We start from the raw sequence: 17,082 nt of genomic DNA on the forward strand, positions 1-17,082 counted from the left end.
GATTCAGCTTCAGCGGAAGTCGCGGCCGAAGTCGTAGTCGTCCAGCGGGACCGCGGCACCGGTACCCGTACCGAACACGTCCGGGGTGTAGTAGCCGTCGTCGTAGGACGGGATCGCGTACGCCGCGACCCGGGCCTCCTCGGTCGGCTGCACCTGGATGTTGCGGTACTTGTTGATGCCCGTACCGGCCGGGATCAGCTTACCGATGATCACGTTCTCCTTGAGGCCCACGAGCTTGTCCGAGCGGCCGTTGATCGCCGCGTCGGTCAGGACTCGCGTGGTCTCCTGGAACGACGCCGCCGACAGCCACGAGTCCGTGGTGAGCGACGCCTTCGTGATGCCCATCAGCACCGGGCGACCCGAAGCCGGCTCGCCGCCTTCGGCGACCGCGGCCCGGTTCGTCGCCTCGAACTTGGTCCGCTCGGGCAGCTCGCCCGGCAGGAAGTCCGTGGCCCCGGAGTCGATGATCGTCACCCGGCGCAGCATCTGCCGGACGATGACCTCGATGTGCTTGTCGTGGATCGACACACCCTGCGCCCGGTACACCTTCTGGACCTCGTCCACCAGGTGGATCTGCGCCTCGCGCGGCCCCATGACCCGCAGGACCTCGTGCGGGTCCGGCGTGCCCTCGAGCAGCTGCTGACCGACGTGCACGTGGTCGCCGTCGCCCAGCGGGCCGTTCGGGGTGTTCGCGAGCCGCTGCCGCTTGGACAGCTTGTCGAAGACGATCTCCTCGCCCCCGTCGTCCGGGATGAGGGTGATCTTCCAGAACCGCTCGCTCTCCTCGATCCGCACGCGGCCGTCGACGTCGGCGATGGGCGCCTTGCCCTTCGGGACGCGGGCCTCGAACAGCTCCTGGACACGCGGCAGACCGGTCGTGATGTCGTCACCGGCGACACCACCCTGGTGGAACGTACGCATCGTCAGCTGCGTACCCGGCTCACCGATCGACTGGGCGGCGACGATACCCACCGCCTCGCCGACGTCGACGAGCTGACCGGTCGCCATCGAGCGGCCGTAGCAGGTCGCGCAGATACCGACGGCCGACTCGCACGTCAGCACGGAGCGGACCTTGACCTTCGAGATGCCGCTGGAGAGCAGCTTCTCGATGGCCGGGTCGCCCAGGTCGTCGCCGGCGTTCAGCACGACGTTGCCCTTGGCGTCCACCGCGTCCGTCGCGAGGTTCCGCGCGTACACGCTGGTCTCGACGTGCTGGTCGCGCAGGACCTTGCCGTCGCCGATGTCCTCGCCGATCGGCATCATGATGCCGCGGGTGGTGCCGCAGTCGGTCTCGCGGACGATGACGTCCTGCGAGACGTCCACCAGACGCCGGGTCAGGTAACCCGAGTCGGCGGTCCGCAGCGCCGTGTCCGCCAGGCCCTTCCGGGCACCGTGCGTCGCGATGAAGTACTCCGCCACCGACAGGCCTTCACGGAAGTTGGCCTTGATCGGACGCGGGATGTACTCACCCTTCGGGTTCGACACCAGGCCACGCATACCGGCCAGGGACCGGACCTGCGTCATGTTACCGGCGGCGCCCGACTTCACGATCATGGCGATCGGGTTGTCGTCCGGCAGCGCCGTCTCCATGATCTTGTGGACCTCTTCGGTGGCCTGCGTCCACACCTTGACGAGCTCGTTGTTGCGCTCGGCGTGCGACAGCTGACCGCGCTGGTAGCGCTTCTCCACCTGGGAGGCCTTGCCCTCGTACTCGTCGAGGATGGCCTTCTTGCCTTCCGGCACCAGGACGTCGGAGATGGCCACCGTGACACCGGACCGGGTCGCCCAGTAGAAACCGGCGTCCTTCAGCTTGTCCAGGGTCTGCGCGACCTGGGTCATCGAGTACCGCTCGGCGAGGTCGTTCACGATCGCGGCCTGCCGCTTCTTCGGCATCGGCTCGTTGATGAACGGGTAGTCCGCCGGCAGCAGCTCGTTGAACAGCACGCGGCCCAGGGTGGTCTCGGCCAGCCACGCCTTGCCCGGCTCCCAGCCCTTCTCCGCGAGCCGCGCCTCGTCGGCCTTGGCCGGCTGGCGGTCGGTGATGCGGATCTTGACCGGCGCGTGCAGGCTCAGCGCCTTGCGGTCGTAGGCCATGATCGCCTCGGCCGGCGACGAGTACGCGTTGCCCGCGCCCTCGGCCGTCTCGGTGAGGCGGGTCAGGTGGAACAGGCCCGTGACCATGTCCAGCCGCGGCATGGCGAGCGGACGGCCCGACGCCGGCGACAGGATGTTGTTCGCCGACAGCATCAGGATCCGGGCCTCGGCCTGCGCCTCGGCCGACAGCGGCAGGTGCACCGCCATCTGGTCACCGTCGAAGTCCGCGTTGAACGCCTCGCAGACCAGCGGGTGCAGCTGGATGGCCTTGCCCTCGACCAGCTGCGGCTCGAAGGCCTGGATGCCGAGGCGGTGCAGCGTCGGCGCGCGGTTCAGCATCACCGGGTGGCCGGTGATGACCTCTTCCAGCACGTCCCACACCTGCGGCCGCGAGCGCTCCACCATCCGCTTGGCGGACTTGATGTTCTGCGCGTGGTTCAGGTCGACCAGCCGCTTCATGACGAACGGCTTGAACAGCTCGAGCGCCATGTCCTTCGGCAGGCCGCACTGGTGCAGCTTCAGCTGCGGGCCGACGATGATGACCGAACGGCCCGAGTAGTCGACGCGCTTGCCGAGCAGGTTCTGGCGGAACCGGCCCTGCTTGCCCTTGAGCAGGTCGGACAGCGACTTCAGCGGCCGGTTGCCCGGGCCGGTGACCGGACGCCCGCGGCGGCCGTTGTCGAACAGCGCGTCGACGGCCTCCTGCAGCATCCGCTTCTCGTTGTTGACGATGATCTCGGGCGCGCCGAGGTCGATCAGCCGCTTGAGGCGGTTGTTCCGGTTGATCACCCGGCGGTACAGGTCGTTCAGGTCCGACGTCGCGAAGCGGCCACCGTCCAGCTGCACCATCGGGCGCAGGTCCGGCGGGATCACCGGGACGGCGTCGAGCACCATGCCGCGCGGGTCGTTGCCGGTGGCCTGGAAGGCCGCGACGACCTTGAGCCGCTTCAGCGCGCGGAGCTTCTTCTGCCCCTTGCCGTTGCGGATCGTGTCGCGCAGGTTCTCGGCCTCCGCGGCGACGTCGAACTCGGTGGCCAGCTTCTGGATGGCCTCCGCGCCCATGCCGCCGGTGAAGTACTCGCCGTAGCGGTCGACGAGCTCGCGGTAGAGCAGCTCGTCGGCGATCAGCTGGCGGGTGTCGAGCTTCGTGAAGGTCGTCCAGACCTCCTCGAGGCGGTCCAGCTCGCGGCCGGCGCGGTCGCGGAGCTGGCGCATCTCCCGCTCGCCGCCCTCCTTGACCTTGCGGCGGACGTCGGACTTGGCGCCCTCCGCCTCCAGCGCGGCCAGGTCGGCTTCGAGCTTCTGCGCGCGGGCCTCGATGTCGGCGTCACGCTTGGTCTCGAGGTTCTTGCGCTCGACGCCGATCTCGTTCTCGAGGGTCGGCAGGTCGTTGTGCCGCAGCTCCGTGTTCACGCCGGTGATGACGTAAGCCGCGAAGTAGATGATCTTCTCGAGGTCCTTCGGCGCCAGGTCCAGCAGGTAGCCGAGGCGCGAGGGAACACCCTTGAAGTACCAGATGTGGGTGACCGGGGCGGCCAGCTCGATGTGGCCCATCCGCTCGCGGCGCACCTTCGCCCGGGTCACCTCGACGCCGCAGCGCTCACAGATGATGCCCTTGAAGCGAACGCGCTTGTACTTGCCGCAGTAGCACTCCCAGTCCCGGGTCGGGCCGAAGATCTTCTCGCAGAAGAGGCCGTCCTTCTCGGGCTTGAGCGTCCGGTAGTTGATGGTCTCCGGCTTCTTGACCTCGCCGTACGACCACTGACGGATGTCGTCGGCCGTGGCGAGACCAATGCGGAGCTCATCGAAGAAGTTGACGTCCAGCACGTCTAGATCCCCTTGGGGTTGTTTCGGCTAGAGAGGGGGTGGCGGGCGAGCCGGGACCTGTGTCTCACTCGGGAGGCAGGTCCCAGCTCAGCTCGCGATCAGTGCACGACGTCGTCCACCGAGGGCGACTCGTTGCGGGACAGGTTGATGCCGAGGTTCGCCGCGGCGCGCTCGAGGTCCTCGTCGTCGGAGTCGCGCATCTCGATCGCCGCACCGTCGCTGGAGAGCACCTCGACGTTGAGGCACAGCGACTGGAGCTCCTTGAGGAGCACCTTGAACGACTCCGGGATGCCCGGCTCGGGGATGTTCTCGCCCTTGACGATGGCCTCGTACACCTTGACGCGGCCGACCACGTCGTCCGACTTGATCGTCAGCAGCTCCTGCAGCGTGTAGGCGGCGCCGTACGCCTGCATCGCCCAGCACTCCATCTCACCGAAGCGCTGGCCACCGAACTGCGCCTTACCACCCAGCGGCTGCTGCGTGATCATCGAGTACGGACCGGTGGAGCGGGCGTGGATCTTGTCGTCGACCAGGTGGTGCAGCTTCAGGATGTACATGTAGCCGACGGACACCGGGTACGGGTACGGCTCGCCGGAGCGGCCGTCGAACAGGTTGGCCTTCCCGTTCTCCTTGACCATCCGCTCGCCGTCGCGGTTCGGCTTCGTGCTGCTGAGCAGGCCGGTGAGCTCCTCCTCCTTCGCGCCGTCGAACACCGGGGTGGCGGTGTTCGTGCCGGGCGCGACGTCACGCAGCTCGGGCGAAAGGTTCTTCGCCCAGTCCGGGTCGCCCTCGATCGTCCAGCCCTGCGAGGCCAGCCAGCCCAGGTGCAGCTCGAGGATCTGGCCGATGTTCATCCGGCGCGGGACACCGTGGGTGTTCAGGATGATGTCGACCGGGGTGCCGTCCTCCATGAACGGCATGTCCTCGACCGGCAGGATCTTGCCGATGACACCCTTGTTCCCGTGCCGGCCGGCGAGCTTGTCGCCCGGCTGGATCTTGCGCTTCTGGGCCACGTAGACGCGGACCAGCTCGTTGACGCCCGGGGGCAGCTCGTCGTCGTCCTCGCGCGAGAACACGCGGATGCCGATGACCTTGCCGGTCTCGCCGTGCGGCACCTTCAGCGAGGTGTCGCGGACTTCGCGGGCCTTCTCGCCGAAGATCGCGCGGAGCAGGCGCTCCTCCGGGGTCAGCTCGGTCTCGCCCTTCGGCGTGACCTTGCCGACCAGGATGTCGCCGTCGCGGACCTCGGCACCGATCCGGATGATGCCTCGTTCGTCGAGGTCGGCCAGAACCTCTTCGGAGACGTTCGGGATGTCCCGGGTGATCTCCTCGGCGCCCAGCTTCGTGTCGCGGGCGTCGATCTCGTGCTCCTCGATGTGGATCGACGTCAGCACGTCGTCCTGCACCAGGCGCTCGGAGAGGATGATCGCGTCCTCGTAGTTGTGGCCCTCCCACGGCATGACCGCGACCAGCAGGTTCTTGCCGAGCGCCACCTCACCGTTTTCGGTGGACGGGCCGTCGGCGATGACCTGGCCGGCTTCGATCCGGTCGCCCTCGTTGACGATCGGGCGGTGGTTGAAGCAGGTGCCGTGGTTCGAGCGGCGGAACTTGTAGAGGCTGTAGCTCTTGCGCGTGCCGTCGTCGTGCATGACCGTGATCAGGTCGGCCGAGAGCTCCTCGACCACGCCCGACTGCTCGGCGACCAGCATGTCGCCGGAGTCGATCGCGGCGCGCAGCTCCACGCCGGTGCCGACGTACGGCGCCTGGCTGCGGAGCAGCGGCACGGCCTGACGCTGCATGTTCGCGCCCATCAGCGCGCGGTTCGCGTCGTCGTGCTCGAGGAACGGGATCATCGCCGTCGCGATCGAGACCATCTGCCGCGGCGACACGTCCATGTAGTCGATGTCGAGCGGGTCGATCAGCTCGACCTCGCCGCCCTTGCGGCGGGCCATGACCCGGTCTTCGATGAAGGTGCCGTCGTCGGAGATCGGCGCGTTGGCCTGGGCCTTGACGAACCGGTCTTCTTCGTCCGCGGTCAGGTAGTCGATCTGGTCGGTGACCCGGCCCTCGACGACCTTGCGGTACGGCGTCTCGATGAAGCCGAACGGGTTGACCCGCGCGTACGAGCAGAGCGAGCCGATCAGGCCGATGTTCGGGCCTTCCGGCGTCTCGATCGGGCACATCCGGCCGTAGTGCGACGGGTGGACGTCGCGGACCTCCATGCCGGCGCGCTCACGCGACAGACCACCCGGGCCCAGCGCGTTGAGGCGGCGCTTGTGGGTCAGGCCGTCGATCGGGTTCGTCTGCTGCATGAACTGCGACAGCTGCGAGGTGCCGAAGAACTCCTTGATCGCCGCGCCGATCGGGCGGATGTTGATCAGGGTCTGCGGGGTGATCGCCTCGACGTCCTGCGTGGTCATGCGCTCGCGGACGACGCGCTCGGTGCGCGACAGGCCGACCCGGATCTGGTTCTGGATCAGCTCGCCGACGGTGCGGATGCGGCGGTTGCCGAAGTGGTCGATGTCGTCGGTCTCGACCGGGATCTCGGTCCCGTTCGCGGCGGTCATCTTGTCCTCGCCGGCGTGCAGCCGGACCAGGTACTCGATGATCGTGACGATGTCCTCTTCGGTCAGCGTCCCGTTCTCGATCGGGGTCGAGAGGCCCAGCTTCTTGTTGACCTTGTACCGGCCGACCTTGGCCAGGTCGTAGCGCTTCGCCTTGAAGAACAGGTTCTCCAGCAGGGTCTGCGCGCTCTCCTTCGTGGGCGGTTCGCCCGGGCGGAGCTTGCGGTAGATGTCGAGCAGCGCCTCGTCGGTGCCGGCCGTGTGGTCCTTCTCGAGGGTGGCGAGCAGCGTCTCCGAGAAGGAGAAGCGCTCGCGGATCGCCTCGGTGGTCCAGCCGAGCGCCTTCAGCAGCACGGTGACCGGCTGGCGGCGCTTGCGGTCGATGCGGACGCCGACGGTGTCGCGCTTGTCGACGTCGAACTCCAGCCAGGCACCCCGGCTCGGGATGACCCGGACGCTGAAGACGTCCTTGTCGGAGGTCTTGTCGATGTCCTTCGAGTAGTAGACACCCGGCGAGCGGACCAGCTGGGACACCACGACACGCTCGGTGCCGTTGATGACGAAGGTGCCCTTGTCGGTCATCACCGGGAAGTCGCCCAGGAAGACCGTCTGGCTCTTGATCTCGCCCGTGTTGTTGTTGACGAACTCCGCCGTGACGAACAGCGGGGCCGCGTACGTCATGTCCTTGTCCTTGCACTCCTCGATCGAGGCCTTGACCTCGTCGAAGCGCGGGGCGGAGAAGGACAGGGACATCGAACCGGAGAAGTCTTCGATCGGCGAGATCTCGTTGAGGACCTCTTCGAGGCCGCCGACCGGGTTCTCCTCACCTTCCTCGACACGGCGCTGGAACCACGCTTCGTCCCCGGTGAACCACTGGAACGACTGGATCTGGACGTCGAGCAGGTTGGGGGTGTTCAGGGGTTCGCGAATCTTTGCGAAGGAAACCCGCTTGGGCGCGCCGGGGATACCCGAGTTCAGCGCCGACTCCGAGCGAGATTCAGCCGAGGTGGTCGCAGCAGTGGCCTGGTTCGCGGGAGAGACTGCCAAGATGCGTCCTTCCGGGGACAATGAGCGGTGACGGCCGCCATAGCAACAGCTATCAGCGACTGTCAAGGGTGCCGTGTGCCCACTATCCTAACTACCGGCTCCGGGCAGCCTGAAAGAGGGCAGCGCAAAGAGACAGTCTAGCCCGAACGTCGCGGCCTGTCCAGGGGGCACTCCAGATGGGGCCCAGCCTGCTTCGCAACGTCTTCAGGTATGCCTCCGGGCGAGCCAGTGGTCCCTCCCGCAAGGGCCCCGGTTTCGCCGTCGGGAGTAAGCGTGACCCCACCGGCGCTTCCAGTCAAGATGCCACACGGGGGTCCCGCCGGTTGGCGCAGCGTGGAAGAGGTTCAGCGGAGCGTGAGCGGCCCAATATCATTCCAGCTACCGGCCGGTAATGCCACCTTGGCGGCTCTACCTGCGGTTTCGCCGAGCCGCGACGGCTATGGCGAAGGCCACGGGACCGGCCCGGAGTTTCCCGGACCAAGGATTCGGCGGGGCGTGTCGGGGCGCCGGCGGGCGGCCGCCGACCGCGTGCGGCACCCCCGGAAGCCACGGCTCCCGCAGCCGTGGCGCCCCGGTGTCCCCGCGGCTCACTCCTCTCTCCACGACCTCCTCTCTCTACGAGCTGGTCGTCCTCCCGGACCGCCGGGGCCCGCGCCGCCCTCCACAGCGGCGTGACCACGTTCCGCGTCCGCTCGGCCACCCGATCCCGCCACGGCACCCAACCGCGCGGGGACCGGTCGCCTACGAGAACACCTTCCACGCCGCCGCCAGCTCGACCCTCGAGGTGATGTTCATCTTCTGGAACACCTTCTTCAGGTGGAACGCCACCGTGTGCCGGGAGATGAACAGCTGCCTGCCCACCTCGTTGTTCGTGTGGCCCTGGCTCACCAGCTCCGCGACCGCGAACTCCGTGTTCGTCAGCCCGTGCGGCACCAGGCCCTCGCGCTCCACCGTCCGGGTCGTGCCGCGGCGGATGCCGTACTCGCGGAGCTTGTTCACCACCCGGGCGGAGTCGCGGGTGGCGCTCACCGCCGTGTACGCGTCCAAGACCGACTCGAGGATGCGGATGGTCCGGTCGCGCTCGGAACACCGGGCCGCCAGCAGCGTGGCCAGGTCCTCGCGCGCCGACGCCGCGCACCAGCGGTCCGGGTGGATGTCGGCCGCTTCGTGGAGCTTGGCCGCGTCCCGCTCCAGCAGGCCCGCCGCGTGCAGGGCCGAGCCGCGGATCACGCTGAACTCCGCCTGCTCGGCCGCCATCGCGGCGGCCGCCTCCACCGAAACCCGCGCGAGGTCGTGCGCGCCCAGCTTGTCGCAGGCGCGGACCAGCCAGGACGCCGCCGCCGGTTCCGAGACCAGCAGCTGCCGGAGCACCACCGGGTTCGTGACGATGCCGGCGATCAGGCTGGCCGCGCCCTCGACACCGCTGCGGGCTTCCACGGCCTGCGCGGCCACCCACGCACCCGGTGCCTGCCCGAAGTAGCCCAGCAGCGCTTCGTCCGCCAGCTTGTCGACGAAGTGGCGGCACGCCCGCATGTCCGCCCGGCGCAGCGCACCCAGCGCCAGCACCACGTAACTGGGCGGCCGCAGGGACCGGTCGCCGCACCCTTCGGCGATCCGGAGCCCGGTGCTGATCTCCGCCATCGCGTCGTCGACGTCACCCTTCGCGAACAGCAGGCTGCCCCGGACGTTGTGCTCGACGGCGGTCATGCGGTCGGAGGCTGCCCCGCCCCGGCCCGCCTCGACCGACTCGAGCACCCGGCGGCCCGCGTCGAGGTCGCGGGCTTTGATCAGCAGCCCGACGTACCAGAACCGGGCCAGCCGGCCGAGTTCGTCGGATTCCGGGCCGCTGCCCTCCGCCGCGGCTCTCGCGCAGTGCAGGCCGGTGTCGAGCCGGCCGTCGAACCACGACGAGGCGGAGCGGCGGAGGAACCCGGCGGTGTCACCGGACCGCTGCATCAGATCGTCACCGAATCCGGCGAACGGATTCTTCGGCATTCGCAAGTTGGGTACGTCCAACATCGACTATCCCCCAGGCATAGACGGCATGGAACAGAATTCACGGCGCGCCGCGTCGCAGGGGATTTCTCCCGAGAGCGGGCTCGACCGGCACCCCGCAGGGGCCGGTCAAGCCCGATGTAGTGCGCGCCGCGTCAAGAAAGTGTTCACGCGGAACGCGGAATGTGAAGTCAGCGTGTGGCGGCAACCCCGAAGGCGCGTTGGGGCGCGCCACCACAACCTCCCCAGGTTGGTTGTTGAAAATTTACATCCTGCCTGGCCTAGAGTAGCTTCGGCCTGACCGAACGTCATCGGTCATGTGACGGCGATCACAGCCTTTCGGAATGCTCTACGAGATGGCATTCCCTTGGCGCACAAGGTGATTCTCCGATAATGATCATCCCGAATCAGCCCGATGGACTAGCGAGTAAGCGGTTAGTAGTCAACAAACATTAAAGTGAACACCCGAAAAGCTGCGTTACCAGTCCGGCCCGGACGCTGGCGCGTTCAGCGTAGTCCAGTCCCCGGATCGGAGCACAGGTGCAGCAGTGCCCGGGCGGCCAGGCGGTAGCCGAAGGCACCGAGGCCGACGACCACCCCGCTCGCGAGCGGCGCGATGACCGACTCGTGCCGGAACACTTCGCGTGCCCACACGTTGCTCAGGTGGACCTCGACCCACGGCGGCTCGTAGCTGGCCAGCGCGTCCCGCAGGCTCCAGCCGGCGATCATCAGCGCCCCGGGGTTGACGATCGCGCCGACCGTGGTGTCGCGGTGCTCGTGGATCGCGCCGACCAGCTCGCCTTCGCCGTCACGCTGGACCGGAACGACGGTCCACCCCCGGGGACGCACCTCCTCGGCGACCGCCTTCTCGATGTCGGCCAGCGTGTCGGTGCCGTAGATCTCGGGCTCGCGCCGGCCCAGCACACCCAGGTTGGGACCGTTCAGCAGCAGGACGTCGGGCAACGGGAACACCTCGCTCAGCAGGGGGACCGGACCACCTCATGCTGTCGACGCCGGCCCGGGGCACCAACCCCCACGTTGATAGTCGCGCGCGGTGACCTATCAGACCGAGGGATGCCCACCCGGCCGCGGCGAACTTAGGCTCGCGAGCCTAGGCTTCTCCGGCGATCCGGGAATGGAGTTCCTCCGCAGTGACGACCAACGTGACCGAAACCGCACCCAAAAGCGAAGCGCTGCGCTCACCGATCCCCCCGGAGTTCGTCCGGCGCGAGGATCCGTTCCTCGTGCCGCCCGCTTTGGTGGCCGTGTCCGAGCGAGGTCCCGTCGCCCGGGCGACCCTGGCCTCCGGTGATCCCTTCTGGGTCGTCTCCGGGTACGAGGAAGCGCGGGCGATGCTTTCTGATCCACGCTTTTCCGCCGATCGCTTCCAATACCACCCGCGGTTCAAAGAAATGTCGGCCGAGTTCCGAGAACGCCTGCGGGACGACAAATCGCGCGCCGGATCGTTCATCAACATGGACCCCCCGGAGCACACCCGGTACCGGAAACTGCTCACCGGGCAGTTCACCGTCCGCCGGATCCGCGAACTCGGCACCCGGATCGACGAAATCGTCGCCGGGCGGGTGGACGCCATGCTGGCAGGCGGCACCACCGCCGACCTGATGACCGAGTTCGCGCTCCCCGCGCCGTTGCTGATGATCTGCGAACTGCTGGGGGTGCGGTACGAGGACCGGACGGAGTTCCAGCAGCGCGCGGTGGCCCTGCTGCAGATGGACGCGCCGGTCGCGGAAGCCGTCGAGAACGCCGAGGCCCTGCGCGCGTTCATGCAGGCGCTCGTCACGGACAAGCGGAAGAACCCGGCGGGTGACCTCATCTCCGGCCTGATCCACCACGCCGGCGCCGATCCCGCGCTCACCGACGACGAGCTGATCAACATCGCCAGCCTGCTGCTCATCGCCGGCTACGACACCACGGCGAGCATGCTGGGGCTGGGCATCTTCGTGCTGCTCCAGCGCCCGGACCAGCTGGCCGTGCTGCGCGACGACCCGGCCCGCGTCACCGACGCCGTCGAGGAGCTGCTGCGCTACCTGTCCGTGGTGAACCCGGGGATCTTCCGGTTCGCCAAGGAGGACCTGGAGTTCGGCGGCGAGCACATCCCGGCCGGCTCGACGGTGGTGGTCTCCGTGGTCGCCGCCAACCGCGACGCGCGGCAGTGGCCGGATGCGGACCTCGACCTGACCCGCCCCCGCGGCCCGCACCTGGCGTTCGGCCACGGCGTCCACCAGTGCCTCGGCCAGCAGCTGGCCCGGATCGAGATGCAGGCGGGCTACGCGGAGCTGCTGCGCCGGCTGCCGAACCTGCGGCTGGCGGTGCCGCCGGAGGAGGTCCCGCTGCGCAACGACATGCTGACCTACGGGGTGCACTCGCTGCCGATCGCCTGGGACGCCCCCTGACGACGGAGAAGGGCCCGGACCGCCGGACGGCGGTCCGGGCCTTCTCGTGTCCGGGGTCACTGCGTTGTCGACCGCCTGGTGACCTGGGAGTTCTGCCGGTTCCCCGCTCACCGCGATCACCAAGGCTTCCGGTTCGGTCACGCCTGGGTGGCGGCGAACTGGGCGGCGTGGAGGCGGGCGTAGGCGCCGCCGGCGTCGAGCAGGCCGGCGTGGCTGCCCTGTTCGACGATGCGCCCGGACTCCATGACCAGGATCAGGTCGGCGTCACGGATCGTGGACAGGCGGTGGGCGATGACGAAGCTGGTGCGACCACTGCGCAGTGCGGTCAGGCCCCGCTGGACGAGCATTTCGGTGCGGGTGTCCACCGCGCTGGTCGCCTCGTCGAGCACCAGGATGGCGGGTTCGACGAGGAAGGCGCGGGCGATCGTGACCAGCTGGCGCTCCCCGGCCGAGAGGCCACCGCGTTCGGAGTCGAGCACGGTGTCGTAGCCGTCGGGCAAGGTGCGGATCAGGTGGTCGGCGTGCACGGCGGTCGCGGCGGCGACAATCTGCTCGCGGGTGGCCTCGGGCCTGCCGTAGGCGATGTTGTCGGCGATGGTGCCGTCACACAGCCACGTGTCCTGGAGCACCATGCCGATCCGGCGGCGCAGGTCGTCGCGGGTCATGGTGGCGATGTCCACGCCGTCGATGGCGATCGTGCCGCTGACGGGGTCGTAGAACCGCAGCAGCAGGTTGACCAGGGTGGTCTTGCCCGCACCGGTCGGCCCGACGATCGCCACGGTCTGCCCGGACCGGACAGTCAGGGACAGGTCGTCGATCAGGGGCCGGCCGGGCCGGTAGCGGAAGGACACCCCGGTGAAGGCGACCTGGCCGGTGACGGTGGCCGGGCGGTGCGGCAGGGCCGGGTCGGGTCGCTGCGGTTCGGCGTCGTGCAGCTCGAAAACCCGTTCGGCCGACGCGGCCGCGGACTGGATCTGACCGGCCATCGCCGCGATCAGCGAGATCGGCTGGTTGAACCGCAGGACGTAGGCGATGAACGCCTGAATCGCGCCGATGGACAGGGCCCCGGACGCGACGCACAGCCCGCCCGCCACCGCGACCAGCACGTAGCCGATGTTGCCGAGGAAGGTCAGCGCCGGAGCGATCAGGCCGGAGCGGAACTGCGCGTCGGCGGCGGCCGAGCGCAGCTCGTCGTTGTGCGCGGTGAATGTCTCCCGTGCCTGGCCCCAGCGCCCGAACGCGGTGACCAGCTCGTGCCCGGTGTAGACGTCCTCCAGGTGGTCGCCGAGTGCTCCGGTGGCCGTCCACTGCCGGGCGAACTGCGGTCTGGCGCGGCGGGCGAGCGCCTTGCCCGCCCACGCGGTCACCGGGAGCACGACCACCGCCACCGCGGTCAGCAGCGGCGAGATGCGCAGCATCATCACCAGTGTGCCGGCGAACAGGAACACCGAGGCCATCATCTGGTTGGCCGACTGCTGCAGGGACTGGGCGACGTTGTCGATGTCGTTGGTGGTGCGGGACATCAGGTCACCGCGGGACCGGGTGTCGAAATAGGACAGTGGCAGCCGGGACAGCGCGAGGTCGGTGCGTTCGCGCAACCGGAACGCCATCCGCTGCACCACGGTGGCGGTCAGCCGCGCCTGGGTCACCGTGCAGCTCCAGTACAGTGCGGCCAGCACGCCCGACAGCATCAGGAACCGGTCGACCGCACCGAAATCGACGCCGCCGTGGCGGATACCGTCGACGATGGTGTCGGTGGCGCGCCCGAGCAGCAGGGGGACGGCCGCCAGTGCGCCGTTGCCGGCGACGGCCAGGGTGACCATGATGACGAGCCGCGCCCGGTCCGGGCGCATCAGGCCGAGCAGCCGCATGGCGGTCTCCCGGAACGCGGCCGGGTGCGCGGGGGACTTCGGGGAGCCGGAGCTCATCAGGCCACCCCCTCGACGGTCAGCTGCGAATCGACGATCTGCGCGTAGGTGGGGCTGGTGGTCAGCAGTTCTTCGTGCGTGCCGACGGATTCGACCAGGCCCGCCTCGAGCACCACGATCGTCTCCGCGGTGCGGATGCTGGACACCCGCTGAGCGACGACCACCCGGGTGGCGTCCCCGATCTCGCCGGCCAGCGCGGTGTGCAACGCCGCCTCGGTGGCGTTGTCCAGTGCGGAGAACGCGTCATCGAAGACGTAGATCCGGGGCCGCGCCAGCAGCGTCCTCGCGATCGCCAGGCGCTGGCGCTGACCGCCGGACACGGTGCCGCCGCCCTGCCCGAGCACCGTGTCCAGCCCGTCCGGCATGGCCATCACGAACTCGGCGGCCTGCGCGACCTCCAGCGCGTGCCACAGCTGCCCGTCGCCGGCGGACGGGTTGCCGAAGCGCAGGTTGTCCGCGACCGTGCCGGCGAACAGGTAGGCCCGCTGGGGCACCAGCCCGACCTGCTCGGCTACCGCACTCCTGGCCAGGTTCCGCACGTCGGCACCGTCGATGCGCACGGCGCCGTGGTCGGCATCGAGCAGCCGGCAGATCAGGTTGACCAGCGTCGTCTTGCCGCTGCCGGTCGAGCCGATGATCGCGGTGGTCCGGCCGGGCCGAGCGGACAGGCTCACCCCGCGCAGGACGGGACACTCGGCACCCGGATAGCCGAACGTGACGTCGGCGACGTCCAGGTTCCCCCGCCGGTGCTCGATCCGGACGGGCGCGGCGGGTTCACCGACACCCGGTTCGGTGGCCAGTACCTCGGCGATCCGGCCGGCACTCACCCTCGCCCGCGGCGCCAGCACGAACACACCGATCGCCATCGAGACCGCGCCCAGGATCTGGGTCAGGTAGGTCAGGAACGCGATCAGCGTGCCCAGCCGGAGTTCGCCGTCCACGATCCGGTGGCCGCCGATCGCCAGCACCGCGACCGACGCCAGGTTCGCGATCAGCATCGATGTGGCACCGAAGAACGCCTGCACCCGGCCCAGCCGGATGCCGACCCGCATCAGGTCGGTGTTCGCGTCGGCGAACCGGCGCCGCTCCTTCGCGTCGCGGACGAACGCCCGGATCACGCGGACGCCGGTGATCTGCTCGCGCATCACCCGGTTGACCACGTCCATGTACCGTTGCAGCCGCTGTGCGGCAGGCACCATCTGCCGGATGAGCAAGCCGATCGTCACCACCATGACCGGCACCACGACCAGCAGCACCAGCGACGACTCCACGTCCTGCCGCACGGCCAGCAAGATCCCGCCGGCCGCGACGAACGGTGCGGTCAGCAGCAGGGTCAGCGCGGTGAACACCAGCAACTGCACCTGCTGGACGTCGTTGGTGCTGCGGGTCAGCAACGACGAAGCGCCGAACCGGCCCATCTCCCTGGCGGAAAAGCCCGACACCCGGTCGAACAGCGCGGCCCGCAGGTCCGCGCCCAGCCCCATCGCGACCCGCGCGCTCAGATGCACCGCGCCGCCCGCACAGCCGACCTGCGCCAGCGTCGTGGCCAGCATGATCCCGCCGTGTCCCAGTACGTAACCGCCGTTGCCGGTGAGCACCCCGTAGTCGACCACGTCGGCGTTGAGCGTCGGCAGACACAGCAGCGCCAGCGCCTGCCCGGCCTGGAGCGCGGCGATCGCGAGGACCAGCTTGCGGTACGGGCGCAGCAGAGCCGGCAACGACAGCGGCGGCGGCGATTCGCCGGGTGCGGTCATGACGCGACAACAGCGCAAATGGTGTCGGACAATTCTCTCACTCCTGATTATCGCGGTGCCCTTGTGCGCGTCTTCGAACGATGCCCGAGCACGGCCGCTCGGGCATCCCCCGATCGAATAGCGCGGGCGCACCACCAACTTGCAGGATGCCCGGCCGGAGTTCCGGCCTCTACCGTTTGCGAAACGGCAGCGCAGCGCGCCGGCGTTCGCGCCGGCGGATCGCGCGCATTTCGGCACGGAAGGGAAACGACCGATGACCGCCACCGAGGAATCCGCGACGGAAACCGTAGCTTTCCCCCAGGACCGGACCTGCCCGTACCTTCCGCCGCCGCGTTACCGGGAGCTGGCCGAGCGGGGTCCGGTGAGCAGGGTCCGGCTGTGGGACGGCCGTGAGGCCTGGGCGGTCACCGGCTATGCGCTGGCTCGCCAGTTGCTGGTCGACCCCCGGCTCTCCGTCGACCGCCGGAACCCGGGGTACCCCGCGAGGGGTTCGTACGTGTTCGGGACCGGCGAGCGCAGCACGCCGGCTTTGGTGGGTGCCGACGACCCGGCGCACAAGATCCACCGCGGGATGCTGATCTCCGCCTTCACCGTCAAGCGGATCGACCGGATGCGCCCGCTCATCCAGGAGTACACCGACCGGGTGCTGGACGCCGTGATCGAGAAGGGACCTCCCGCGGAGCTGGTCACCGAGTTCGCGATGCCGCTGCCGTCGATGGTGATGTGCCAGGTGCTCGGCGTGCCCTACGAAGACCACGATTTCTTCGAGGAGCAGATCACCCGGTTGCTGGGCGAGCTGCGTCCGGCGGGGCCCATGAAGGAACTCCAGACCTACATCGGCGACCTGATCGGGAAGAACCAGCACCGGCTCAGCGAAGGGCTGTTCAAGGACCTCGCCACCACCCCCGAGAGCCGCGGGATGACGCGCGAGGAGCTGGTCGACCTGATCCTGGTCCTGCTGGGGGCCGGCCATTCGACCACCTCGAACATGATCTCGACCAGCATCTACACCCTGCTGCGACACCCGGAGCAACGCGCCGAGCTCCAGGCGGATCCCTCGTTGATGTCCGCCGCCATCGAGGAGCTGCTGCGGTACCTCAGCATCGCCGACGGGATGGGGCGAGTCGCGACGGAGGACATCGAGGTCGCGGGCACCACCATCCGCGAGGGCGAGGGCGTGGTCTTCCTGACGTCCGTGATCAACCGCGACGAGAGCGTCCACGTCCAGCCGGACGCACTGGACTGGCACAACTCCACGCGGGAACACATCGGCTTCGGCTTCGGCGCCCACCAGTGCCTCGGGCAGAACCTGGCCCGCGTCACCATGGACATCGGCCTCCGCACCCTGTTCGCCCGGCTGCCCGGCCTGCGGCTGGCGGCCGCGCCGGCGGATGTCCCCTTCAAACCGGGAATCGCCATCCAGGGCATGAACGAACTGCCGGTCACCTGGTGAGGACGG

At 68.9% G+C, this 17,082-nt stretch carries 8 protein-coding genes; 2 read left to right on the forward strand and 6 right to left on the reverse strand.

The features are described 5' to 3' along the window. Positions 1–9 precede the first annotated feature (9 nt). The 4 genes from ACLJOU_RS38515 to ACLJOU_RS38530 all read right to left on the reverse strand — a co-directional run bounded on the left by ACLJOU_RS38515 (position 10) and on the right by ACLJOU_RS38530 (position 10,490). Positions 10–3,921: a DNA-directed RNA polymerase subunit beta' gene (locus ACLJOU_RS38515; protein ID WP_410574199.1), complete on the reverse strand. Its 3,912-nt coding sequence runs from the start codon at positions 3,919–3,921 to the stop codon at positions 10–12. A gap of 98 nt (positions 3,922–4,019) precedes the next feature. Beyond that, positions 4,020–7,532, reverse strand: a complete 3,513-nt coding sequence (locus ACLJOU_RS38520) for a DNA-directed RNA polymerase subunit beta (RefSeq protein WP_410574200.1) — start codon at positions 7,530–7,532, stop codon at positions 4,020–4,022. 741 nt (positions 7,533–8,273) lie between these two features. Next, positions 8,274–9,527 carry a helix-turn-helix transcriptional regulator gene (locus ACLJOU_RS38525; protein WP_410574201.1) on the reverse strand — a complete coding sequence of 418 codons (1,254 nt, stop codon included), beginning with the start codon at positions 9,525–9,527 and terminating at the stop codon, positions 8,274–8,276. A gap of 507 nt (positions 9,528–10,034) precedes the next feature. Then, a complete protein-coding gene (locus ACLJOU_RS38530) occupies positions 10,035–10,490 on the reverse strand; it encodes a type II 3-dehydroquinate dehydratase (protein ID WP_410574202.1) in 456 nt (151 codons plus the stop codon). Between the two features lie 188 nt (positions 10,491–10,678). Between ACLJOU_RS38530 and ACLJOU_RS38535 the strand changes: the two genes are divergently transcribed. Then, entirely contained in the window at positions 10,679–11,941 is a 1,263-nt protein-coding gene (locus ACLJOU_RS38535) for a cytochrome P450 (RefSeq protein WP_410574203.1), read from the forward strand. Between the two features lie 137 nt (positions 11,942–12,078). On the opposite strand, the gene ACLJOU_RS38540 is transcribed toward ACLJOU_RS38535, so the two are convergent. Next, on the reverse strand, positions 12,079–13,869 hold the full coding sequence (locus ACLJOU_RS38540) for an ABC transporter ATP-binding protein (RefSeq protein ID WP_410574204.1): 1,791 nt from the start codon (positions 13,867–13,869) through the stop codon (positions 12,079–12,081). Beyond that, positions 13,869–15,623 carry an ABC transporter ATP-binding protein gene (locus tag ACLJOU_RS38545; RefSeq protein WP_410574205.1) on the reverse strand — a complete coding sequence of 585 codons (1,755 nt, stop codon included), beginning with the start codon at positions 15,621–15,623 and terminating at the stop codon, positions 13,869–13,871. The genes ACLJOU_RS38540 and ACLJOU_RS38545 overlap by 1 nt, the downstream gene beginning before the upstream one ends. Before the next feature lie 253 nt (positions 15,624–15,876). Between ACLJOU_RS38545 and ACLJOU_RS38550 the strand changes: the two genes are divergently transcribed. Further along, positions 15,877–17,076, forward strand: coding sequence for a cytochrome P450 (locus tag ACLJOU_RS38550; RefSeq protein WP_410574206.1), 1,200 nt, complete (start codon positions 15,877–15,879; stop codon positions 17,074–17,076). Positions 17,077–17,082 lie beyond the last annotated feature (6 nt).

The sequence above is a fragment of the Amycolatopsis sp. cmx-4-61 genome (genome assembly GCF_046548775.1).
In the GTDB taxonomy this organism is placed as follows: domain Bacteria; phylum Actinomycetota; class Actinomycetes; order Mycobacteriales; family Pseudonocardiaceae; genus Amycolatopsis.